Origin of the sequence: Curtobacterium sp. PhB142, from assembly GCF_004341255.1 — a bacterium.
GTDB lineage: Bacteria > Actinomycetota > Actinomycetes > Actinomycetales > Microbacteriaceae > Curtobacterium.
In genome coordinates this window covers 79,386-99,184 of sequence record NZ_SLUT01000005.1, presented here as the reverse complement: position 1 = coordinate 99,184, position 19,799 = coordinate 79,386, and the positions used below count along the sequence as shown (strand labels likewise).

At 71.9% G+C, this 19,799-nt stretch carries 24 protein-coding genes and 1 tRNA gene; 12 read left to right on the top strand and 13 right to left on the bottom strand.

Annotated features, from left to right (window positions below; genetic code table 11):
• Positions 1-51: 51 nt before the first annotated feature.
• Entirely contained in the window at positions 52-429 is a 378-nt protein-coding gene (locus tag EDF31_RS11315) for a holo-ACP synthase (protein WP_131846200.1), read from the bottom strand.
• Between the two features lie 103 nt (positions 430-532).
• On the opposite strand from EDF31_RS11315, the gene EDF31_RS11310 reads away from it, so the two are divergent.
• Positions 533-1,570, top strand: a complete 1,038-nt coding sequence (locus EDF31_RS11310; protein ID WP_131846199.1) for a hypothetical protein — start codon at positions 533-535, stop codon at positions 1,568-1,570.
• On the top strand, positions 1,567-3,150 hold the full coding sequence (locus EDF31_RS11305) for a CoF synthetase (protein WP_243649987.1): 1,584 nt from the start codon (positions 1,567-1,569) through the stop codon (positions 3,148-3,150). The genes EDF31_RS11310 and EDF31_RS11305 overlap by 4 nt, the downstream gene beginning before the upstream one ends.
• Positions 3,151-3,236: 86 nt before the next feature.
• Here EDF31_RS11305 and EDF31_RS11300 read toward each other — a convergent pair whose 3' ends face one another.
• The 3 genes from EDF31_RS11300 to EDF31_RS11290 are packed head-to-tail and all read right to left on the bottom strand — an operon-like array spanning position 3,237 to position 5,353.
• The gene (locus EDF31_RS11300; RefSeq protein WP_123292588.1) at positions 3,237-3,788 is read right to left on the bottom strand and encodes a hypothetical protein; all 552 of its coding nucleotides are present in this window, start codon (positions 3,786-3,788) and stop codon (positions 3,237-3,239) included.
• Positions 3,785-4,765, bottom strand: a complete 981-nt coding sequence (locus tag EDF31_RS11295) for an aldo/keto reductase (RefSeq protein WP_131846198.1) — start codon at positions 4,763-4,765, stop codon at positions 3,785-3,787. Before EDF31_RS11295 ends, EDF31_RS11300 begins: the two co-directional genes overlap by 4 nt.
• Before the next feature lie 60 nt (positions 4,766-4,825).
• Positions 4,826-5,353, bottom strand: coding sequence for a hypothetical protein (locus EDF31_RS11290; RefSeq protein ID WP_131846197.1), 528 nt, complete (start codon positions 5,351-5,353; stop codon positions 4,826-4,828).
• 339 nt (positions 5,354-5,692) lie between these two features.
• Between EDF31_RS11290 and EDF31_RS11285 the strand changes: the two genes are divergently transcribed.
• Positions 5,693-6,274 (top strand): hypothetical protein, encoded by a 582-nt coding sequence (locus EDF31_RS11285; protein WP_131846196.1) that lies wholly within the window; start codon positions 5,693-5,695, stop codon positions 6,272-6,274.
• Here EDF31_RS11285 and EDF31_RS11280 read toward each other — a convergent pair.
• Both EDF31_RS11280 and EDF31_RS11275 read right to left on the bottom strand, forming a co-directional pair.
• On the bottom strand, positions 6,181-7,038 hold the full coding sequence (locus EDF31_RS11280) for a hypothetical protein (RefSeq protein WP_131846195.1): 858 nt from the start codon (positions 7,036-7,038) through the stop codon (positions 6,181-6,183). The genes EDF31_RS11285 and EDF31_RS11280 overlap by 94 nt on opposite strands.
• On the bottom strand, positions 7,038-7,682 hold the full coding sequence (locus EDF31_RS11275; RefSeq protein ID WP_123292593.1) for a SatD family protein: 645 nt from the start codon (positions 7,680-7,682) through the stop codon (positions 7,038-7,040). The genes EDF31_RS11280 and EDF31_RS11275 overlap by 1 nt, the downstream gene beginning before the upstream one ends.
• Before the next feature lie 111 nt (positions 7,683-7,793).
• Between EDF31_RS11275 and EDF31_RS11270 the strand changes: the two genes are divergently transcribed.
• Both EDF31_RS11270 and EDF31_RS11265 read left to right on the top strand, forming a co-directional pair.
• A tRNA-Val gene (locus EDF31_RS11270) sits at positions 7,794-7,866 on the top strand.
• A 25-nt stretch (positions 7,867-7,891) separates the two neighbouring features.
• Entirely contained in the window at positions 7,892-8,089 is a 198-nt protein-coding gene (locus EDF31_RS11265; RefSeq protein ID WP_123938243.1) for a hypothetical protein, read from the top strand.
• Positions 8,090-8,238: 149 nt separating this feature from the next.
• On the opposite strand, the gene EDF31_RS11260 is transcribed toward EDF31_RS11265, so the two are convergent.
• Complete coding sequence (locus EDF31_RS11260; RefSeq protein ID WP_131846194.1) at positions 8,239-9,120, bottom strand: NAD-dependent epimerase/dehydratase family protein; 882 nt, start codon at positions 9,118-9,120, stop codon at positions 8,239-8,241.
• An 81-nt stretch (positions 9,121-9,201) separates the two neighbouring features.
• Between EDF31_RS11260 and EDF31_RS11255 the strand changes: the two genes are divergently transcribed.
• On the top strand, positions 9,202-9,780 hold the full coding sequence (locus tag EDF31_RS11255) for a TetR/AcrR family transcriptional regulator (RefSeq protein ID WP_123292596.1): 579 nt from the start codon (positions 9,202-9,204) through the stop codon (positions 9,778-9,780).
• 88 nt (positions 9,781-9,868) lie between these two features.
• Here EDF31_RS11255 and EDF31_RS11250 read toward each other — a convergent pair whose 3' ends face one another.
• Positions 9,869-11,035 carry a N(5)-(carboxyethyl)ornithine synthase gene (locus EDF31_RS11250; RefSeq protein WP_131846193.1) on the bottom strand — a complete coding sequence of 389 codons (1,167 nt, stop codon included), beginning with the start codon at positions 11,033-11,035 and terminating at the stop codon, positions 9,869-9,871.
• Between the two features lie 104 nt (positions 11,036-11,139).
• Positions 11,140-11,826: an HAD family hydrolase gene (locus tag EDF31_RS11245; RefSeq protein ID WP_131846192.1), complete on the bottom strand. Its 687-nt coding sequence runs from the start codon at positions 11,824-11,826 to the stop codon at positions 11,140-11,142.
• 130 nt (positions 11,827-11,956) lie between these two features.
• Here EDF31_RS11245 and EDF31_RS20355 point away from each other — a divergent pair, with 130 nt between their 5' ends.
• Together EDF31_RS20355 and EDF31_RS11240 are read left to right on the top strand one after the other, a co-directional pair.
• On the top strand, positions 11,957-12,946 hold the full coding sequence (locus tag EDF31_RS20355) for a hypothetical protein (protein WP_243649985.1): 990 nt from the start codon (positions 11,957-11,959) through the stop codon (positions 12,944-12,946).
• Between the two features lie 3 nt (positions 12,947-12,949).
• Positions 12,950-13,282 (top strand): ASCH domain-containing protein, encoded by a 333-nt coding sequence (locus tag EDF31_RS11240; protein WP_243649984.1) that lies wholly within the window; start codon positions 12,950-12,952, stop codon positions 13,280-13,282.
• A gap of 119 nt (positions 13,283-13,401) precedes the next feature.
• Here EDF31_RS11240 and EDF31_RS11235 read toward each other — a convergent pair whose 3' ends face one another.
• Positions 13,402-14,409 (bottom strand): helix-turn-helix transcriptional regulator, encoded by a 1,008-nt coding sequence (locus EDF31_RS11235; RefSeq protein WP_131846191.1) that lies wholly within the window; start codon positions 14,407-14,409, stop codon positions 13,402-13,404.
• 282 nt (positions 14,410-14,691) lie between these two features.
• On the opposite strand from EDF31_RS11235, the gene EDF31_RS11230 reads away from it, so the two are divergent.
• Complete coding sequence (locus EDF31_RS11230) at positions 14,692-15,006, top strand: hypothetical protein (RefSeq protein ID WP_123672695.1); 315 nt, start codon at positions 14,692-14,694, stop codon at positions 15,004-15,006.
• A gap of 59 nt (positions 15,007-15,065) precedes the next feature.
• Here EDF31_RS11230 and EDF31_RS11225 read toward each other — a convergent pair whose 3' ends face one another.
• Positions 15,066-15,398: a hypothetical protein gene (locus EDF31_RS11225; protein ID WP_123938229.1), complete on the bottom strand. Its 333-nt coding sequence runs from the start codon at positions 15,396-15,398 to the stop codon at positions 15,066-15,068.
• Positions 15,399-15,502: 104 nt separating this feature from the next.
• Here EDF31_RS11225 and EDF31_RS11220 point away from each other — a divergent pair, with 104 nt between their 5' ends.
• From EDF31_RS11220 to EDF31_RS11210, 3 genes are all read left to right on the top strand, one after another.
• The gene (locus tag EDF31_RS11220; RefSeq protein ID WP_243650021.1) at positions 15,503-16,438 is read left to right on the top strand and encodes an AraC family transcriptional regulator; all 936 of its coding nucleotides are present in this window, start codon (positions 15,503-15,505) and stop codon (positions 16,436-16,438) included.
• Between the two features lie 124 nt (positions 16,439-16,562).
• Positions 16,563-17,156, top strand: a complete 594-nt coding sequence (locus tag EDF31_RS11215; RefSeq protein WP_131846190.1) for a DapH/DapD/GlmU-related protein — start codon at positions 16,563-16,565, stop codon at positions 17,154-17,156.
• A 149-nt stretch (positions 17,157-17,305) separates the two neighbouring features.
• Positions 17,306-17,722, top strand: coding sequence for a VOC family protein (locus EDF31_RS11210; protein ID WP_131846189.1), 417 nt, complete (start codon positions 17,306-17,308; stop codon positions 17,720-17,722).
• Here the strand turns inward: EDF31_RS11210 and EDF31_RS11205 are convergent.
• Together EDF31_RS11205 and EDF31_RS11200 are read right to left on the bottom strand one after the other, a co-directional pair.
• Positions 17,703-18,668 carry an isoprenylcysteine carboxylmethyltransferase family protein gene (locus EDF31_RS11205; RefSeq protein WP_131846188.1) on the bottom strand — a complete coding sequence of 322 codons (966 nt, stop codon included), beginning with the start codon at positions 18,666-18,668 and terminating at the stop codon, positions 17,703-17,705. The genes EDF31_RS11210 and EDF31_RS11205 overlap by 20 nt on opposite strands.
• A gap of 155 nt (positions 18,669-18,823) precedes the next feature.
• Positions 18,824-19,723 carry an SDR family oxidoreductase gene (locus EDF31_RS11200; RefSeq protein ID WP_123938225.1) on the bottom strand — a complete coding sequence of 300 codons (900 nt, stop codon included), beginning with the start codon at positions 19,721-19,723 and terminating at the stop codon, positions 18,824-18,826.
• Between the last annotated feature and the right edge of the window lie 76 nt (positions 19,724-19,799).

Genomic DNA, 19,799 nt, shown 5'->3' with positions numbered 1-19,799 from the left:
GCCCCTGTGCGGTGGTACAGGGTGGCGCGGGTGGCGGTGCCGGTGCGCCCGTCAGCGTTCGGACAGCGCGACCGCCGTCGCCACGGCCAGCCCCCGCTCGTGCGCGAGCGACACCGCGATCGGGCCGCACCCGACCGACTCGGCCAGCGCGGCGGCGGCCCCGGTCAGCTCGACCGTCGGCGCCCCGCGGTCGTCGAGGACGATCGCCACGTCGCGCAGCGGGATCGCCTGGTCCGGCGCGGGGCGGAGGAGCTTCACCACCGCTTCCTTGCCCGCGAACCGTGCCGCCAGACGCTCCGGGTCGTCGCCCGCGTCGGTGCGCTCCCGCACGGTGAAGAGCCGGTCCAGGTACCGCTCACCGTGGGCGGAGATGCCCGCGACGACGTCCTCGACCGCGGCGAGGTCGGTGCCGGTCCGGATCGTGCCCATGGCAGCAGGCTACGCAGGTCGCGGTGGCCCCGCATGCCCGCAGCGGCATGGGCGTCGGAGGGGGTTCGTATGATCGGTGCCAGAGACCACCGAGGGGGAACCGATGGCATCACCGTGGACCGGCATCATCGAGGACGCGCGACACTACCCGTCGCCGCACAACTCGCAACCGATCGTCGTGCGCGTCGAGGACGACCGCACCGCGACCGTGTTCTACGACCTGCGACGGGGGCTGCCGGCAGAGTCGTTCGGCATCCCGTTCGGGCACGTCTGCGCGGGGGTGTTCCTGGCCGGGCTCGAGGTCGTCGCCCGGGCGCACGGCTTCACCGTGCAGGAGCGGCTCGACCACGCCGAGATGGACTTCGGCCGGCTGGACGGCGCGGCCGATGACCGTCTGCACCGCTTGGGCAGCGTGACCTTGCGTCCGCGGGCGGTCACGGCGGACGACCGGGAGGCCCTGGCCCGCTTCCTCGCGCGGCGCACCTCACGCAGGCCCTACGACGCCACCCTGGTGGACGACTCAGCGATCGAGGCCGCGTCCGCCATCGCGTCGGCAGCCGGGCAGCGCTTCCGCACCACGTCTGACCGGCCGACCGTCGACGAGATCGTGCGCGTCAACCAGGAGACGCTGTTCGACGACCTGCAGCACCACGCCGTGCACGACGAGATCCTGCACTGGCTGCGGTTCTCCAAGCGGCAGGCGGCGACGACCGGTGACGGCTTGTCGGCAGAGACGATGCTCATGCCCGGCCCGGTGCTCCGGTTCGCGATGGAGCACCGCGGGATGTGGGAAGCCCCCGGCGTCGGCGGGGTCTTCAAGCGCGTGTACCTGTCGACGATGCGCGGGGTCCGGCAGCTCGGCTGGCTCGAAGGGCCGTTCCGGACGCCGGCCGAGTACGTCGAGGCCGGCCGCGTGTTCATGCGGATCTGGCTCGAGTTCACCGCGCGGGGGATCGCCCTGCACCCGTTCGGCACCGTGATCACGAACCCGCGCTCGCACGCCGCCTTCGTCGAACAGGCCGGCGTCGACGAGTCCGACGGCCGGATGGCGTGGATGCTGTTCCGCTTCGGGCACAGCGCGCCACCACCCCTGGCACACCGCAGACCGGCGGCCGCCATGACGCTCGGGGGTGCACGGTGAAGCGCGCCGCGGTCTTCACGGTCGTCTGGGTCGTCGAGACCTTCGTGGCGCTGTTCATGCCTCGCGTCGGCACCCACAAGCTCCTGCTCACGCCGGGCATCGAGCCGCTCCGCTGGACCCTCGGACGCTGGCGTGCCTGGCGGACCGTGGAGCGGGCTGCGAAGCGGGTGCCTGCGTACGGGACCTTCCTGGCGGAGGCGGGGCGGGCCTCCCGTCCGTTCCGTCTCGACACGCGTGGCGGGATCGCCGCAGCGATCTCGGGGCTGCCCGAGATGGACAAGGAGTCCTACGTCAAGCGGTGGAGCATCCCCGAGCGCTGCGTCGACGGACGGCTGCCACGGCGCGGGGTCGTCGTCGACGAGTCGAGCGGGTCGAGCGGCACGCCGACCAGCTGGGTGCGCGGTCCCGACGAACGCCAGGCCACACGGCAACTGCTGCAGCTCGGGTTCTCGCGCACCGCGAAGGACCTGCCGAAGCAGCCGTTCGTGCTCAACGCGTTCTCGCTCGGGGCGTGGGCCACCGGCATGAACGTGACGGCGTCCCTCACCGAGTCGTCGATGATCAAGTCGATCGGGCCCGACCGCGACAAGATCGTCCAGACGATGCGCGAGTTCGGCACCGACTTCACGTACATCATCTGCAGCTACCCGCCGTTCCTGAAGGCGCTGTTCGAGGACGACCGGCTCGACTGGAGCGAGTACACGATCGTCGCGGCGTTCGGTGGCGAGGGCATCAGCGAGAACATGCGCGCCCACATCGAGCAGTACGCGCAGGCCGTCCTCGGCTCGTACGGGGCGAGCGACCTCGAGATCAACCTCGGCATCGAGACGCCGTTCAGCGTGCAGCTGCGTCGGGCGATCGCGGCGTCGCCCGAGCTGTCCGCCGCGCTGACGAAGCAGGCCGAGTACGGCGTGCTGCCGATGGTGTTCCAGTTCAACCCGTTCGGGTACCTGATCGAGACGAACGAACTCGGCGAACTCGTCGTCACGATCACCCGGTCCGAGAACATCAGCCCGCGGATCCGGTACAACATCCACGACCGCGGGCACGTCGTGCGGATGCGTCCACTGCGGCAGACGCTCCGCGCGCACGGCTTCGACGAACTCGCCGACGCCGCCGAGCTCGACCTGCCGCTGCTGTTCCACTACGGCCGGTCCGACCTGTCCGTCGACTACAACGGGGCGGTCGTCGCACCCGACGTCGTGCGTGACGTGGTCTACGGCGACCCGGAGCTGCTCGAGGCCGTCGAGAACCACCGGCTCATCAGCTACGAGGACGACCGGGGTGACCGCCAGCTGCACATCGCGTTCCAGCTCGCTGCGGGCGCCGGGTCCTTCGACTCGGACGCGGCGCGCCCCGCGGTCATCGCCGAACTGCGGCGGTTGAACAAGGACTTCTCGAACGCGATCCGGACGGCGCCGCCCGGCACGCTGCCGACGGTGGCGTTCTACCCGTACCGGACGGGGCCGTTCCGCGAAGACGGCAAGAAGCTCAAGAACGAGTACGTGTGGCAGTTGCCTGCCGGCTCCGTGGAGCAGTGGGAGCTCGACCTGACGTGGGTCGCGCCGAAGGAGGCGTGAGCGGGCGGTGCGGTTCCATGCGAGGTTCCGTCTTCGGTGCGAGTCCCGGCGGGGCGCACCGGGTACGGAACCTCGCACCGTTCGAGCTAGCCGTACTGCGGCGGCCAGTCGAACGGGGCTGGCAGGCGCGGGACCTCGCCGATCGTCGTGACGATCAGGACGACCTCGCGCCGGTTCGTCAGCTCGATCGAGCGTGGGTTGCCGATCGTCCGGCGCCCGTCCACCCACACCGTGAGCTCGCCGCGCAGGCCGCCGACGTGTTCCGGACCGAGCGAGACGCCCCACTCGTCGAAGAACTGGCCGAGCGTGAACGTCTGCTCGGTGGGGGACTCGACGTGCACGATGCCCGAGGTGTCGTGCGTGTGGATCTCGGCGGCGAACTTCCCCCGGTCCGAGTGCCCGATGTTCGCCGGGACCGTCACCGGGGTGTCGCCGTCGAGGATCGTCAGGTGGGTGTGGACGTGCTCGGCGAGCCGCTCGCCCCACACGTTCCGGAGGCCCGCAGCGTCGGCGCGGGCGGACAGGTCGGTCGGCCGCGGCCAGGGCGGAGCGTCGCGCGACGCCCCCGCCCCCGGCGCTGCGCAGCCCGACAGCAGCAGGAGTGCGGCCACCGCGACCGCGACGACGCGGGTCCTCACCAGCGGTCGTGGACCGTGGCGCGGAACCACGTGTCGTAGAGGTCGCGCACCGTGGCGTCCAGGCCGTCGATCTCCGGCAGGTCGCCGGCCGCCGCGTTCGACCGGGCCTGCTCCGGGTTGCGGGCTCCGGGGATCGCCGCGGTCACGCCGTCCTGCGCGATGACCCAGGCGAGCGCCGCCTGGGGCACCGAGACGGCGTCCGGCAGCGACGCTGCGAAGGTCTGTGCCGCGCGCACGCCGTCGTCGTAGTCCACACCGCTGAACGTCTCGCCCTGGTCGAAGGCCTCGCCGTGGCGGTTGTAGTTGCGGTGGTCGCCCTCGGCGAACGACGTCTCCGTCGTGTACTTGCCGGACAGCAACCCCGAGGCCAACGGGACGCGCGCGAGGATGCCGACCCCTGCCTCCAGGGCTGCCGGCAGCACGCGGTCGAGCGGCTTGAGCCGGAACGCGTTGAGGATGATCTGGACGCTCGCGACGCCGGGCCGGGCGATCGCGGCGAGTGCCTGGTCGGCCGTCTCGACGCTGACGCCGTAGGCGGCGACCGAGCCGTCGGCGACCAGCGCGTCGAGGGCGTCGTACACCGCGTCGTCGCCGATGACCTCGGACGGCGGGCAGTGCAGCTGCACCAGGTCGAGCGTGTCCTGCCGCAGGTTCGTCCGGGAGCGGTCGACCCACTCGCGGAAGTTCGCCGCGACGTAGTTCGCCGGGACCTGCTCGGCACGGCGACCCATCTTCGTCGTGACCGTCAGCGGCACGCCGGGGTTCGATGCGCGCCACGAACCGATGAGCTGCTCGCTGCGACCGTCGCCGTACACGTCGGCGGTGTCGAAGAGCGTGACACCGGACTCGACCGAGGCGTCCATCACGGCGTTCGCGTCCGCTTCGCTCACCGGACCCCAGTCACCGCCGAACTGCCACGTACCGAGACCGATGGGGGAGACTTCGCGGCCGGTGCGACCGAGGGTGCGACTCTGCATGCCGCCGAGCGTAGTCAGCGGGCTCCGGCGGTCGCTCAGCCGATGGTCCCGCGCGGTCGCTCAGCCGATCGTGGAGACGCCGCGGCGGAGCAGCGCACGGGCCGCTCGAGCACGGGGGATGACCCACACCGCCGCCCACAGGATCATGCCGGCCCAGAGCAGGATCAACATCGTCGTGATGAGGGCGTCGTGCTGGTCACGCATCGACCACGTCATCGCGATCCACAGCGTGCCGAGGACGACCTTGCCCCAGCCGGCTCCCTCGCGGTCGGCCTGCGCCTGGACGAGCGGGATCCACAGCTCGGCGGGTACTCCGACCGGGATCTGGCCCTCGGCGACCCAGTCGCGGACCAGGACTGAGTTCTCGTACCCGCCCTCGGCGCGCCAGGACCGGAGCTGCAGGTACACGGCGATCGCGGCACCTGCCGCCGCGGACGGGATGCCGACGGAGACCAGGACGGTGGTGGTCGCCTCCGTCCACGACGACAACACGAGCATGACGAGGACGACCGCGAACGCGGCACCCGTCACCCCGGAGCCGAGGAGCCGCAGCCGCCCGGATTCGTCGAGGACACCGGCACCGTTCACGAGGGAGAGGGTACCCGCCACCCCCGGGGTTCTCGGGTGCGGGTGCGCCCGAGGTTCCGCGGTGTGCCGCCGAGGTTCCGAAATCTCGGCATCTCGGGCCGCTGTTCGCCCGGGATCGGCACCTCGGTGATCATCGCGCGGCATGTCGTGGAACCTCACCGCGTCCTCCGGGTTCGGACTGGAGGCCCGTCCCACGTCGTTCTCCACAGATGCGTCCGACCGCGGTCGGGCCCGGCGCCTCGTGCGCGATGCTCTCGTCATGGGGAGCCGAGCACGACACGACCACTCGCCGAGGCCGTTCCTGGTGCGGCAGGCCATCGCGGCCGGAGCGAGCCCTGCGTGGATGACCCGCCGCGACCTCAGGGCTCCGGTCCACGCGTCGAGGGCTTCCGACCGGATCTCGTCCGTGGCATCCCGGTCAGCCCTCCTGCACGCGCATGGTTCGAGTCGGCGTCGCTGCTCACCCCGATCGAGCTCGTCGTCCGCGGCGACCACCTCGTCGGCCCGAGCGGACTCGCCACCATCGACGGACTGGCGGCCGCGGTCGTCGCGGGCAGTCGCCCGGCACGACGCCGCCGCATTTTCCAGCACGATCAGCGCCTGTCGAACGGGTTCGCGGTGAACGGCTGGATCGTCATCCACGCGACAGCTGCCGACACCGGGCGTCCGGCCGTGCTGTTCGAGCGACTCCGACAGGCGTTCGTCCAACGTCAGGTCGAGGTCGGGCCCGCCGCGCAGCCTGACGAGGCTCCGACAGCGCCCGATGCCGGGCGGACTCGCTGGGCCGCGGTTCCACGACTCGGCGGGAGCGACTGGCTCCGCGCGGATCAGCTGTGCGCCAGGAGCCAGCACATGCCGGCGGCGGCGAAGGCCATCGCCCAGCTCACCAGGCTGCCGATCAGGAAGTACTCCGCCTGGTAGCCGGTCGTCTCGCGCCGGATCTCGGGGAACCGGACGATGCCCTTGGCCGCGATCAGTGCGGCGACCACCGGGAAGGCCCCCGCCACCGCGAACCCGGCCAGGAGCAGCCGTTCGATCGGGCCGATCAGGCGTCCGCCCTTGAGGCTCACCGTGCTGTCCCCGGACTGTTCGGCGTCGGCGTCGGAGCGTCGGCGTCGCCCGAACCGGCGGCGGAGGTCATCGGCCTCGGCGCCCGTGGTGGCTCCGCGCTGCAGTCCCGGCGGGAGTGCCTGGGCGACGACCACGTTCGCGGAGTCGACGAGGAACAGCGCAGAGCCGACACCGCCCACGACGGCGGCGAGCGGAACGGCGTCGACGAACGCCAGGCCCGAGCCGTCGTGCCAGTCGACCACGAAGCCCGTGCCGTCGGGCAGTGGCCCCCAGAGCAGCAGCACGGCGACGGCGAGGGCGAGCAGGACCGCTGGCCAGGACCCGGACCGCCGCAGCAGCCCCCGGGTCGTCGGCGCGTCATGGTCGTCGTCGGCGGTCCCGGTACCGGCTCGGACCGGCGCGGTCGTGGCGATCCACGCCGCCGCGAGCACCACCGTGACGAGGACACCCCACACGGGGACACCGAGACCGAGCCACGCCACGGCGGACACCCCGGCCCACAGCACGACGACCGCGATGGTGGTCAGCGTGCGCTGCCGGTGTGCATCGGCACCGGTGCGGGCCCGGACGACGTCGCCCAGACCGATGAGTGCGAGGAGGATCCCGGCGAGCATCAGCGTTCCTGTCCCACGAGGACCCGGAGGCCCTCGACGATCGCGGCCACACCCGACTTCTGCACCGACTGGGACACCGCTGACGGGGTGATCCCCTCGGTCGCGGCGATCTGCGCCTGGGTCCGGCCCTGGACGAGGCCGAGCGCGATGCGTCTTGCCCGGGGCGTCAGGCGGGCCATGACGTGGTCGCGGCTGAGGAAGTAGGCGTTCACGAGTCGCTCCTCGGTGCCGTGGCGATCGTCGGACGCGTGGAACCACGACCGGAGGAAGGACGTCCTGCCGTCTTCACGGCGGTGCGTCTCGTTGATGGCGTCGCGGGCGGACCACCACGCCGGGCCGTCCTGGAGCGGACCGCTCGTACCGGACCCCACCGTCCGCACCGTCCCGCGACCCATCCCGAGCCGGACCTGCACCGTCGGTGGCAGGGCGAGCATGGCGGCGGTGCTGGCGACGAGCGCGTCGGTGAGCGTGGCGTAGATCACCTGGAATTCGTCGCCGACGGTCGCGTGCACCGGGTCCACCGGGGTGACGTCGGTCGTCTCGCGGAACGCCTGCTCGACCTCGCGCTGTGCGGCGGGGCGGTCGTCGAGCGTTCGTGAGTCGACGAGGTCGAGGATCACGGCGTAGACGGGGTCGTCGGACATGGGTTAAGTGTACGGCTTACTATCGGCGAGATGAAGCCGAGCGCTGAACTGGCCAACGGACGGGATGTCCAGCGCAACGATACGGGGAATCGACCTCTAGGATCGTGTCGCGGGCTCTTAGCTCAGTTGGTAGAGCACTTCGTTTACACCGAAGTGGTCGGCGGTTCGAGCCCGCCAGAGCCCACCGCAGACGCGATCACGGGGGTCCGATGAACAGCCGACGACACGAGCCGGTCCGACAGCACTCCGTCGACTTCTTGCCGGGAACGAGTGGGAACCCGGTCGCCCCGTTCCAGCGCGACCACCAGCCCGGACAGGGTCCGATCCGTCACGACTGGGTGTACCTCGTCCCGATCGGCGCGGTCTTGGTCGGCGGGGTCATCGCGTTCTTCGTGTGGGGGAACTGACCGCACCGCCTGACGACCGCACCGGTCCGCGCGACCGACGCGGGGCAGGTCACGCGCGCCGACGGCGGACGGGAGGCACGGTGCGGGCGTGCACCGCGCCTCCCGTCCGTCCCTCGGTCGTGCCCAGGGCGCGACGTCAGCGCTCGACGTCAGCGCTCGACGTGTTCCAGGTCTGCCAGCAGTGATTCGTGGACCGGCTCCCAACCGAGCGTGCGACGCGTGTGCTCACTCGACGCCGGCTGGTCCATCACGAAGATCGGGGCGAACGCCCCGAACGTCTCATCCGCGACGCGCTCGACCGGCAGTCCGAGCCGTCGGCCGATCACCTCGGCGAGGTCGCGCACCCGGTCGCCCTCGTCGGCCACGGCGTGCCAGACCGTGCCGGCCGGTGCGACCTCCAGCGCCAGTCGGAAGAGCACGGCAGCGTCCCGAGCGTGCACGGCGGGCCAGCGCTGTTCGCCGTCTCCGGGGTACCCGGCCACACCGCTGCCTCGGGCCGTCTCGGTGAGGATGCCCGCGAAGCCGCCCGTGCCGTCGGCGTGCACGGTCCGCGGCAGGCGGATCGCCGACACCCGGACGCCGCGCTCCGCGAGCTCGAGCGCGGCGAGCGTCGACCGAGCGCGGCCGGCGACCGGTCCCTCGAGGGGCAGAGGGTCGGCCTCGGTCGACGCCCTGCCCGGGACCCACGGGGTGCCGGACACGACGACGAACGGGCGGTCGGAGCCGACGAGTTCCTCGCCGAGTGCGGCCATCGCGTCCGCCTCCTCGGCGATGCCCCGGGTCAGGGCGTCCGGCGAGCTGAAGTCGCTCGAGAACGCGAGGCTGACGACGCCGTCGGCGGCGCGCGCACCGGCACGGAGGACGTCGAGGTCGCCGAGACCGCCCCGGATCGGTTCTGCGCCCGCCGCGGTGAGGGCTGCGGCCGAGCGTTCCGAGCGGGCGAGCGCAGTGACGCTGTGGCCTGCGGCGATGAGTTCGGCGACGACGGCCGTTCCGATGGTGCCGGTGCCGCCGGTGATGAAGACGCGCATGAGATCCTCCAGTGATGGGACAAGTGTCTCGTCACCGTACACCTGTGATGAGACAATTGTCCCGTCCCGTAGGATGCTTCCATGGCGCGATGGGAACCGGGAGCTCGGGAACGGCTGGTCCTGGCCGCCGTCGACCTGTTCTCCGAGCAGGGGTACGACGAGACGACCGTGACGCAGATCGCCGAGCGAGCGGGGGTCACGAAGAGCACCTTCTTCCGACACTTCCCGGACAAGCGCGAACTGCTCGTCGCCGGGCAGGAGACGCTGAGCCGCTTGTTGTCCGAGGGGATCACCGACGCAGCGCCCGAACGTTCACCGCTCGACGCCGTCGCCGCTGGGCTCGAACGTGCATCGGGCGAGATGGGTCCGATGAACCGCGAGCTGGGACCGCGACTCAAGGCCGCGGTCGCCGCGAGCGCCGAACTGCAGGAGCGCGACGCCCTGAAGAGCGTCGGGATGGCCGCCGCGATGACCGATGCGCTCATCGAGCGCGGGGTCGCGGAACCGACGGCCCGGCTCGCGAGCGAGATGGGCGTGCTCGCCTTCAAGCAGGGGTTCGACCGGTGGGCCGGTGCGGCACGCGCTGATGACGACGGACTCGCGGGTCATGCGCTCGCAGCGTTCGCCGAGCTGCGGGAGGCTGCTGCGGCGCTCCGGTGAGCACCGCCGACGCGGTACGACGAGGCCGTTGTCGCACGACGTCGACCTCGTCGTTCCGCATCGGGTCAGCGCCCGACCAGCGCCCGGGTCAGCCGGCCACCGCGTGCGGGTACTCGTCCGAGCGGCCCTGGAACGCGAGGATCGCCGGGTTGCGCACGTGGCCGTCCTCGATCTCGACGGCGCGTCGGATCGTCTCCGAGTCGGCCCACGCAGCGGTGCCCGCCATCACCGGCCGGAGGAACGGCATCAACGCGTCGCTGATCTCCCACGTCGTCGAGTTCCAGAGCAGCGACGGGCTGTGGTCGACGGCGTAGTAGTTCGTGCTCTCGCCGACGGTGATCATCGGTTCCGCGAAGGTCGTCGCCTGCGCCCACTCGAACCCCATTCCCACGTCGATCGAGACGTCGACGATGAGGCTGCCCGGACGGAACACGCCCAGGTCCTCGGTGCGCAGGTACGTGAGCGGAGCGTTCGGGTCCTGGAGCGTGCAGTTGACGACGATGTCGTTCTCGGCCAGGTACGGCGCCAGCGGCACCGGACCGTCCTCGGTCTTCACCGTGTTGCCGCTGGGGTCGTGGTCGTCCTGGCTGATCTGCAGCATGTCGACGGAGGGGATCGGCGACCCCACGGCCGCGATGTCGCGGTTGGTCAGGACGCGGACGTCGTGGATCCCGTGGGCGTTCAGCGCGGTGACGGCACCGCGGGCGGTGGCCCCGAAACCGATCACGACCGCGGTGAGGCGGCGGCCGTAGTCCCCGGTGGAGCCGCAGAGCTGCAGGGCGTGGATGACGGAGCAGTAGCCCGCGAGTTCGTTGTTCTTGTGGAACACGTGCAGGCTGAACCCGCCGTCCGACCGCCAGTGGTTCATCGACTCCCACGCGATGAGGGTCAGGCGCTTGTCGATCGCGACCTGGGTGAGGGCGGGGTCCTGCACGCAGTGCGGCCAGCCCCAGAGGACCTGTCCGTCCCGCAGGTCGTCGAGGTCGGACACCTGGGGTTTGGGCAGCAGCACGACGTCCGACGCGGCGATGACTTCGTCTCGGTCCGCCATGGCGCCGACGAGGGGTTCGAGTTGGTCGTCCGTGACGCCGAAGCGGCGACCGTACCCGCGTTCCAGGATGATGTTCGCGCGCAGGTCGGGGTCGATGCGCTCGAAGTGGGCGGGATGGATCGGGAGGCGGCGTTCGTCGGGTTTCCGCGACTCGGCGAGCACCCCGAGGTGCAGCAGCGGCGATGCTGCCGGTGTTTGGGTCATGGTGCACTCTACGGCCGCTTGCCGCGGCCGAGCGGCCGAGCGGCCGAGCGGCCGAGCCGCCGAGCCGCCGAGCCGCCGAGCCGCCGAGCGGCCGAGCGGCCACGTCACCCGCGGCGGTCGGCGAGCGCTGTGAGCACCAGGGCCTCCATGTCGGGGCCGTCCTGGGCCCCGTGGTCGATCAACAGTCCGTGCATCCCGGCGGCCCGGGCCGCCTCCACGTCGTGCGCGACGCTGTCCCCGACGAACAAGCAGCCGCTCGACTCGACGCCGAGTTCGGCGGACAGGGTCTCGAACGCGCGACGGTCCGGCTTCTGCACCCCGATCCGCTCCGAGGTGCACACGACGTCGACCGCATCGAGCAAGCCGGTGCGGCGCAGCTTGTCGACCTGCTGCGTCTCGGTGCCGTTCGTCAGCACGCCGATGCGGTACCCCTGCACACGGAGCGTCCGCAGCAGCGGCAAGCTCCCCGGGTACGCGCGCCAGGATGCCTCGTAGTGGTGCCGGTACGCGTCGAAGAGCTCGTCGAGCCTCCGGTCGTCGGCGGGGATCAGCACGCCGAGCGCGGGCAGGACGGCCCGCAGCCGTTCGCGCCGCTGCTCCTCGAAGCTGATCTGCCCGGTTCGCCACCGCTCGAACTGCTCGGTCTCGGCGGCGAACCAGCGGGCGATGGTGAACGCCGAGGCGGGCACGCCGAGTGACTCGAGGAACCGGGCGGCACCGGCGGTCGCTGCGCCACGGTGGTCGAACAGCGTCCCGTCGAGGTCGAACCCGACCGCTCGCAGATGCGCCATGTCCTCAGCGTAGGGACGGCGACCTCGCCGACCCGACGTGATGCGGTTCTCCGCACGAAGTGGGCCGGCCCGTCGGAGCTCGGCCAGGATGCACTGGGAGGCGTCGTCCTGCCGGAAGAGGAGTCACCCCATGCGGGTCCTGAGCTACGTCCTGCTCATCGTGCTGATCACGGCGCTCACCCTCGGGGGCACCCTGCTGGCAGTGTTCGAACTCAGCGACGTTTCGGACGTCCTGATCATCGCGGTGAGCGTCAGCATCCCGATGTTCGTCGTCGGACCTGCGGTGGTCGGGTCGTTGGCAGGCTACTGGGACCACCGGTCGTCCACGGACAGCTCCCGGTACCTGCGGTGGTGGCTGCTGGGCGTGGTCGCCGTGGACGTGGCGGGTGCGGTGGTCATCGTGCTCGCGTCGGTCTCGGCCGGTGCGCCGGTCTGGGTACCGGTCGTGCTGATCGGGGGAGCGGCGGTGCTGCTGGTGATCGCGCGACCACTCGGTGCGCTGTTCCGGCGCACGGAGCCCTCGCCGTCGGCGTACCCGGTCGGCTACCGGTTCGGACCGGCCGAACTCCGCCACACGATCGTGGTGATCGCGGTGACCTTCGGCGTGTCCATCGTCGTCGTGACGATCGGCGTGGTGGTCCTGGCCGCCCTCACCGGGGACGACCCCGCTGGACTCACCCAGGCGGCCTTCCTCGCCGGCCAGCTGGTCTTCACTGCGACCGCGTTCGCGGCCCTGCTCCAGTCGCTGCCGTTGAACGGGCTCTTGCGGGCGTCCGCCGGCCACGACCTCGGTCGACTCCGTCGCTTCGCGAAGATCGTGGCCCGCGGCGCGGACCTGCCGCTCGACCCGGCTGAGCAGGTCGGCGCCGTCCGGTACGCCACGGTGGTCCCACTCGCGCTGCGGTTCCAGCTCGCGTACATCGGGCTGCTCTACACAGCGCTCGCGTTCCAGATGGTCTCGACGTGGATCCGCGGCGACCTCGGGATCCTGCCGCCGGTGTTCCTCGTGCTCATGGTGGCGGTGCTCGTCTGGATCGTCCCGCTGACGCTCCGCCGGATCCGCCGTGCGACGGCCTACGCCGCGCGGCACTCGGACCTGGTCGACATCCACCAGACTTGATCCGTGTCCCAGACGATCCACTTCCACCAGAAGCACCACGACGCCGTCCAGCGCGGCGAGAAGGTCACGACGGTGCGCTGGCACGAGGACGTCCGCACCGGCCCCGCGGTGTTCGTCTTCGACGAGCACCCCTCGGCGACGCCGTTGGCCGGCCAGGTCACCGAGGTGACCGACCACCGCCTGGCGGAGCTCACCCCTCGGGCGGCGCACCAGCCGGCCGACACGGACATGGCCGACTTCGCCCGGCAGCTGCGCGCCAACTACTACCCGGACATGCCGGACGACGCGGTGGTCCAGGTCGCGGTCATCGCGCTCGACGCGACGCCGTCTGCGTGACGTCCGTCAGGGCGGTGGACGGGACGACCTGACGGACGGGAGGCGCGGTCCGGGCCCGCCCCGCGCCTCCCGTCCGCCCGTCGGCCCTGCCCAGGGCACGGGGTCCGGCAGCGCACCGGTCACCGGTGCAACGTTGCCTTCGGGTACTCGCCGTAGCGGCTCGTGTACTCCGCCGAGAACCTGCCGAGGTGGGCGAACCCCCAGCGACGTGCGACCTCGCTCACCGAGGTGGTCGAGGTGTCGAGTCGCAGCAGGTCGCCCCGGACGCGCTGGAGCCGGACGGACCGGACGTAGGCCGACGGCGGCATCCCGAACAGCCGCTGGAACGACTCCTGCACGGCACGGACGCTCAAGCCGGACACCGCGGCGAGGTCCGACACGGCGATGGGTTCCGCCGCGTGCTCGTGCACGTGGTCGACCGCTCGCCGGATCCGGGCGTTCCGCGGTGCCCACAGGGCGCTCGACGGTTCGGCGGCCTTCGGTGGGTACAGGGCGAGGAAGGCGACGGCGACGGCCCGGGTGGCGTCCGACCAGGCGGTGGAGGCCACACCCTGCGCCGCGAGGACCCGACGAGCGGACTCGAGGACCTGCCGCCAGCGCACGACGGCGTCCGCTGCGGGGACGGCACGCTCGTCGAGGTGCAGGCCGCCGGAGGGCAGTCCGTGGCGCTCCTCGGCGACGGACCGCACGAACGCGCGGGTGAGGTGCACCATGACGGCGTCGTGGTTGCTGGCCTCGACGACGGCGCGTCGTTCGGTGGGCATCAGCGCCGGCACGCCGTTGTCGACCGGCCCGCCGCCGCGCAGGAGGTCGAGCGTGACGACGCCGCCGAGCACCAGGACGACGATGTACGCGTCGTCGGGGGCCACGGTGCCGCAGACGTAGCCGCGCATCTGCGACCGGCGGAGCGTCACGTTGCCGTCACCGACGGCCAGGTACCGGAACGAGTACGCCCCGGTGGTCGGACGGGTCTGCCAGGAGGTGCCCGTGACGAGGCCCGGCAACTGCTCGAGGGCCTGTTCGGGCGAGGACGCCGAGGCCTCCAGGCGGACCGGCGCGACGGCGGTCACGGTGGTGCGCTCGGGGGTGTTCGCGGATGACGTCTCGTCGACGGATTGCTGCGGCACGGTGACATTCCCTGATCGTCTCGAGGAACACAGGAGTTCCGGCGACCGGGGTCCGGGGCAGCTGCCGCAAAGCTACGTCGGTCCTGCTCCGGGCACAAGGGTTCCCCGCCGGAGCAAGGCCCGGTACCTGCGCACGTGGCGGACCACGCGGTTCCACTCCTCCGGGTGACTGACGGTGCGGCCGGAGCCGCTGTGTGACGCGCGCGGCGACCACGGCCTACTGTCCAGCAGGAGCAGGGAACCGTCACCGCGGCGGATGCCCCTCGTCACGAGGGAGCACCGATGAAGTACGTCAACTACGCGGGGACCGTCCGGGTCCTGACCGGCGACACGGTCGCCGACGCGGTGATCCGGTACGCGGCCGCCCTGCACCAGAGCCGGTTGAGCGACGTCGTGTCGGTCCCGACGACCGACGACTTCGGCGCGGCCAGCACGGTGGAGCTGCTCCTCGCACCAGCGGTGGCGGTCGCCCTGGAGCCGGCGCCGGACGACGACCTGGAACCCGAGAGTGGGGCGTTCCTGGCCGAGCTGAGCCGACGGACCGAGGCGGTCCTGGCGGTCGACGCCAGCAGGTTCCCGACCGACCTCGGGCGGTGAGCGCGGTGCGCGCGGTGGGCGCTGTGCGCGCGGTGCGTGTCGCTCCGACCGCGCTGCGGTCAGGCGACCGGTCCGTCGCCCGTCAGGTCCGAGCGGGTGTCGGCGTGGATCGTCTCAGGGTGGTCGAACGTCTGCGCTGCAGCACGCAGGCGTTCCACGAACTCACCGTTCTCGACCTCGAGCTCGTCCTCGTCCGCGTCGGCGACGACGATCTCGCTCGACGGGCCGATGAGGATCTTCGTGGTCGTCATCGTGCCGTCCTCCGCCACCGTCGGGACCGCGATCGCGTCGGCGCGACTGCCGCCGGCGAGCGCCGCGGCGTACTCGATCACGGCGTCGGCGACGTCGTCGCTCGTCAGGAACGTGGAGCGGTCGTACTGGATGTACTTCATGTCGCATCAGTCAAACGCGCGGATGCTGGTCGTCGTCCAGGAAACCCGGCGCGTCGTGCGTTGCGCGGATGCCGACATGTCGCGAGGATCATCACGTGCCCGAGATGATGCACCGCACGCAGCGGGAGATCAGGACAGACGAGCCGTCGGTCGCGGCCGAGGCACTGTCGGTGACCCACGTGACCCACGGACTCACCGTCGAGGCGACCGGAGAGGGCTTCGTCTTCGAGGAGCGCGTGCGAGGCACCGCCCTGCTCTCCCTCGAGTCGACGCGGTGCACGGGTGCCCTGAGCGGCGCGGTCGAGCCCGGGCGGGCGATGATGATCGTCTGGGTGAAGGCCGGTTCGGCGCAGGTCGACGACAACCCGGTGCAGATCGGCCGCCCCGTGCTCTACCGACAGGACCCGCAGCGGTTCCGGTGGGTGGACTTCCAGCACGACGTGCTGCGCATCGACCGGTCGATCGTCGAGCAGGTCGCCGCCGAGCGCGGTGACTGGGCGCCGGGTCCGCTGGAGTTCCGTCCCCGACACGTGCCAGAGGGGGCGCCGCTCGCCGCCTGGTGGCTCATGGTCCGGTCGGTCGCGCAGGAGGTCCTGCAGGGTCCGACGGACGTGCCGCTCGAGCGGGAGCGGGAGCTCGCCCGGTTCGCGGCCGGCGGCTTGCTGACCGCGATCCCGCACTGGCCGGTGGGGCAGCACGAGCCGGTGATGGCGTCGACTGCGCGCTTCGCCCGTGCCGAGACGTTCCTGCTCGACCACGCGACCGAGCAGATCACCGTCAACGACGTCGCCGAGGCCGCGGGTCTGAGCGTCCGCGGCGTGCAGGCGGCGTTCCAGCGGCACCACGGCATCACGCCGACGATGTACCTGCGTCGGATCCGGCTCCTGCTCGCCCGGGAGCAGCTCGAGGCCGGCGACGACCGCAGCGTCGCCGAGATCGCCCGGGCGACGGGGTTCGCGCACCTGGGCCGGTTCGCGGGGAGCTACCGGCAGGAGTTCGGGGAGCTGCCGCGGCAGACGGCGCTGGCGGCGCGGGAGTAGCGGTCCGGGGCGTTACCGCAAGGATCACGCAACGGCCCGGGAGTCCGTTGTCGGTCTCCTGGGGAGCGCTTACGTTTCCGGTGTGTGGTGTCGCCGCACGACTCCCTCGAGCCCAGGAGGCCGCATGGCCACGCCAGCCGTCCCCGTCCCCGTCCCCGTCCCCTCGACGTTCGCCCGACGCCTCCGCGAGGACGTCGCGCACGCCCGGGAGCACGTCCTGCTCACGGCCCTGCTCGGCTCGCCGTTCCTGCCGCGGGTCGTGCGACGGCTCCTGCTGAACGCCGCGGGAGCGCACGCCGAGTCGGCCCCCGGCGTCGGCTTCTCGCTCACGGGCGACCCGCGCAACCTGTCGGTCGCGCGGGGCGTCTACTTCAACCGCGCGACGACCATCGAGGCCATCGCCCCCGTCAGCATCGGTGCGAACGCCGCGATCGGCATGCAGGTCCTCATCATGACGAGCCACCACCCGATCGACGCCGACGGCCGGTGGAGCGAGACGCCGACCGGCCGTCCGGTGGTCATCGAGGACCGCGTGTGGATCGGCGGCCGGGCGACGATCCTGCCCGGCGCGCACATCGAGCACGACGTGGTCGTCGCGGCCGGCGCGGTCGTCACCGGGCGCCTGCTGGCGCACGGCGTCTACGCCGGCGTGCCGGCGAAGCGCATCCGTGACCTGGCCGGGGCAGACCCGGCCACGGACCGCAGAGCGACCGCCTGACGGCCTGGAGGCGCGGGGCGGCGCCGCCACGTGCCTCCAGGCCGCTTCGCACGCCCGTCCAAGGCGCCGTGCCCTTCCGCGGGCACGTCGCGTCTGCGACGATGGGCGCGCAGCGGGCGACGACGCCCGCCCGTCGTGAGGAGTCCACCATGTCCGTGCGTCTCAACCCGTACCTCGGCTTCCGCTCGGGGGCCCGCGAAGCCCTCGACTTCTACCACTCGGTGTTCCACGGCGAGCTCACGATCGGCACCTTCGGCGAAGCCGGCATGAGCCAGGACCCCGCCGATGCCGACAAGGTCATGCACGGGCAGCTGGAGGGCGAGAACGGCCTGCTGCTGATGGCCTCGGACGCGCCGACGGGCATGGAGACGCCGTCGGAGAGCACGATCTCGTTGTCGCTCAGCGGCGACGACCACGAGGCCCTGACCCGCTACTGGAACGGGCTCGCCGAGGGCGCGTCGATCATCGAACCGCTCACGACGGCCCCGTGGGGCGACATGTTCGGGATGCTCACCGACCGGTTCCGGGTCACGTGGCTCGTGAACATCACCGGCGCGGCGAGCTGAGGGGGACCGGGACCCCGCCGACGCTCGCCGCGATCGGCCACCGCGGCACCCAGCACCGGACACGGGCGGCGTAGCGGCGGAAGTCGTCGCCGAAGCGGGCCTCGAGGTCGGCTTCCTCGAGCGGCCGGACGACGCAGTTCCACACGATCGACCCGGCGAGTGCGTAGACGACGACCAACCACGAGCCGAGCAGCAGCCCGACGGCGACGCCCTGCGTGATGCCGGCGAGCGCCATCGGGTTGCGCACCGAGCGGTACGGTCCGGCGACGACCAACCGGTTCGCACTGGCGGACGGCAGCGGGGTGCCAGCGCCCTTGGTCGACATCGCCGCGGCCGACGCGATGCCGAGCGCGCTGGCGAGCGCGAGGACGACGAGCCCGACCACCAGCAGCGCGGCCACGACCGGTCCGGGCAGTGCGGGGTGCAGCCGCCAGCGGTGCTCGGCGACGGCGATGGCCACGGGGAACACCCCGAGGAACAGCCCCCAGAAGACGACGATCTGCACGGTCGTCGCGACCACGTGCCGTGACGTCGTGGCACCCGGGTCGGCCGTGCGGAACCGCAGTGGACCGGACGTCAACCACTCGGTCGGTACCCGGCCGAGCAGGACGAGGGCGAGGGCCAGCACGGAGCCGACGGCCGCCGCGGTCATGACGACGACGCCCCAGCCGGCCTCGCCGGTGCCGGTCGCCCAGACGGCGAGCCCGGCGAGGACGAGTGCGGTCCACACGGTGGCGACGGTCGCCGCGATCCGTCCGACCGCGCCTGCGGAGACCGCCGCGAGCGCCGAGGCCACGACGAAGAGCGGGACGTCGAGGGCCGCGACGACCACCGGGTCCAGCGAGCCGAGCGTGAGCGTCCGGACGGCGGGGACGGTCGCGACGGTGATCCACCACACCGCGCCGCCGAGGGCCTGCAGTTCGAAGTACCGTCGGCCCCAGGACACGTCTGCACGCTAGCAGTGCGCGTCGATCGCGGCGGCGGGCCCGGGGGCGCTTCGTGAGCAGAAATGGTCGGGTGCTGCAAGCGAACCCGACCATTCCTGCTCACGATGTACCGCGGATCAGTCGTCGCGGTTGATCTGCCGGCGCGCGGTGCAGGTCAGGGCGTGACCATGCCGCCGTTCACGTTGAGCGTCTCGCCGACGACGTAGCTCGACTCGTCCGACGCCAGGAAGACGTAGGCCGGTGCGAGTTCGGCTGGCTGTCCGGCGCGGCCCATCGGCGACTCGCTGCTGCCGAACTCGGGCAGCGTCGACGGGTCGACGCCGCCGCTCGGCTGCAGGACCGTCCACGTCGGCCCGGGAGCGACGACGTTGACGCGGATGCCGCGCTCGACGAGCAGCTGCGACAGGCCCTTCGACAGGTTGTTGATCGCGCCCTTCGACGCCGCGTAGTCGAGGCGGTCGGGTGCCGGCTTGTACGCCTCCATCGACGCCGTCGTGGTGATCGTCGCACCGGGTTCCAGGTGCGGCAGCGCCGCCTTGACGAGGCGGAACAGCCCGAAGACGTTCACGTCGAAGGTCGCCTCGAACTGGTCGTCGGTGATGTCGAGCACGTCCGGCTGCCAGCGCTGCTTGCCGGCGACGCTCACCAGGGCGTCGAGACCGCCGAGTCCGGCGACGGCCTGGTCGACGAGCTCCTGCGCGTACGCCTTGTCACGCAGGTCGCCGGGGATCGCCACGGCGGTGCGTCCGGCGGCACGGATCTGCTCGAGGACGTGGTCGGCGTCGGACTGCTCCTCCGGCAGGTAGGCGATCGCGACGTCGGCGCCCTCGCGGGCGAACGCGATCGCGACGGCGCCGCCGATGCCGGAGTCGCCGCCGGTGATCAGGGCCTTGCGGCCGGCGAGCCGGCCGGTGCCCCGGTAGCTCGTCTCGCCCAGGTCGGGGACCGGGTCCATGGCGGACTGGAGGCCCGGCTCGTCCTGCGTCTGCGGCTCCGGCTTGACGTCGGGGTAGCGGGTGCGCGGGTCGCCGTGTTCGTACTGGTCGGTGGGCATGCGAGTTCCTTCCTGCTCGTGCCTCCACGGAACCCGTCCCGGCTGGACGGCTGCGGAGCGCCATCCGCCCTGCGCA

Coding starts and splice junctions, on each gene's coding strand:
- EDF31_RS11315 (WP_131846200.1), bottom strand. CDS start 429: ATGGGCACGATCCGGACCGGCACCGACCTCGCCGCGGTCGAGGACGTC.
- EDF31_RS11310 (WP_131846199.1), top strand. CDS start 533: ATGGCATCACCGTGGACCGGCATCATCGAGGACGCGCGACACTACCCG.
- EDF31_RS11295 (WP_131846198.1), bottom strand. CDS start 4,765: ATGCAGAGTCGCACCCTCGGTCGCACCGGCCGCGAAGTCTCCCCCATC.
- EDF31_RS11280 (WP_131846195.1), bottom strand. CDS start 7,038: ATGCTCGCCGGGATCCTCCTCGCACTCATCGGTCTGGGCGACGTCGTC.
- EDF31_RS11275 (WP_123292593.1), bottom strand. CDS start 7,682: ATGTCCGACGACCCCGTCTACGCCGTGATCCTCGACCTCGTCGACTCA.
- EDF31_RS11265 (WP_123938243.1), top strand. CDS start 7,892: ATGAACAGCCGACGACACGAGCCGGTCCGACAGCACTCCGTCGACTTC.
- EDF31_RS11260 (WP_131846194.1), bottom strand. CDS start 9,120: ATGCGCGTCTTCATCACCGGCGGCACCGGCACCATCGGAACGGCCGTC.
- EDF31_RS11255 (WP_123292596.1), top strand. CDS start 9,202: ATGGCGCGATGGGAACCGGGAGCTCGGGAACGGCTGGTCCTGGCCGCC.
- EDF31_RS11250 (WP_131846193.1), bottom strand. CDS start 11,035: ATGACCCAAACACCGGCAGCATCGCCGCTGCTGCACCTCGGGGTGCTC.
- EDF31_RS11245 (WP_131846192.1), bottom strand. CDS start 11,826: ATGGCGCATCTGCGAGCGGTCGGGTTCGACCTCGACGGGACGCTGTTC.
- EDF31_RS20355 (WP_243649985.1), top strand. CDS start 11,957: ATGCGGGTCCTGAGCTACGTCCTGCTCATCGTGCTGATCACGGCGCTC.
- EDF31_RS11230 (WP_123672695.1), top strand. CDS start 14,692: ATGAAGTACGTCAACTACGCGGGGACCGTCCGGGTCCTGACCGGCGAC.
- EDF31_RS11225 (WP_123938229.1), bottom strand. CDS start 15,398: ATGAAGTACATCCAGTACGACCGCTCCACGTTCCTGACGAGCGACGAC.
- EDF31_RS11220 (WP_243650021.1), top strand. CDS start 15,503: ATGATGCACCGCACGCAGCGGGAGATCAGGACAGACGAGCCGTCGGTC.
- EDF31_RS11215 (WP_131846190.1), top strand. CDS start 16,563: ATGGCCACGCCAGCCGTCCCCGTCCCCGTCCCCGTCCCCTCGACGTTC.
- EDF31_RS11210 (WP_131846189.1), top strand. CDS start 17,306: ATGTCCGTGCGTCTCAACCCGTACCTCGGCTTCCGCTCGGGGGCCCGC.
- EDF31_RS11200 (WP_123938225.1), bottom strand. CDS start 19,723: ATGCCCACCGACCAGTACGAACACGGCGACCCGCGCACCCGCTACCCC.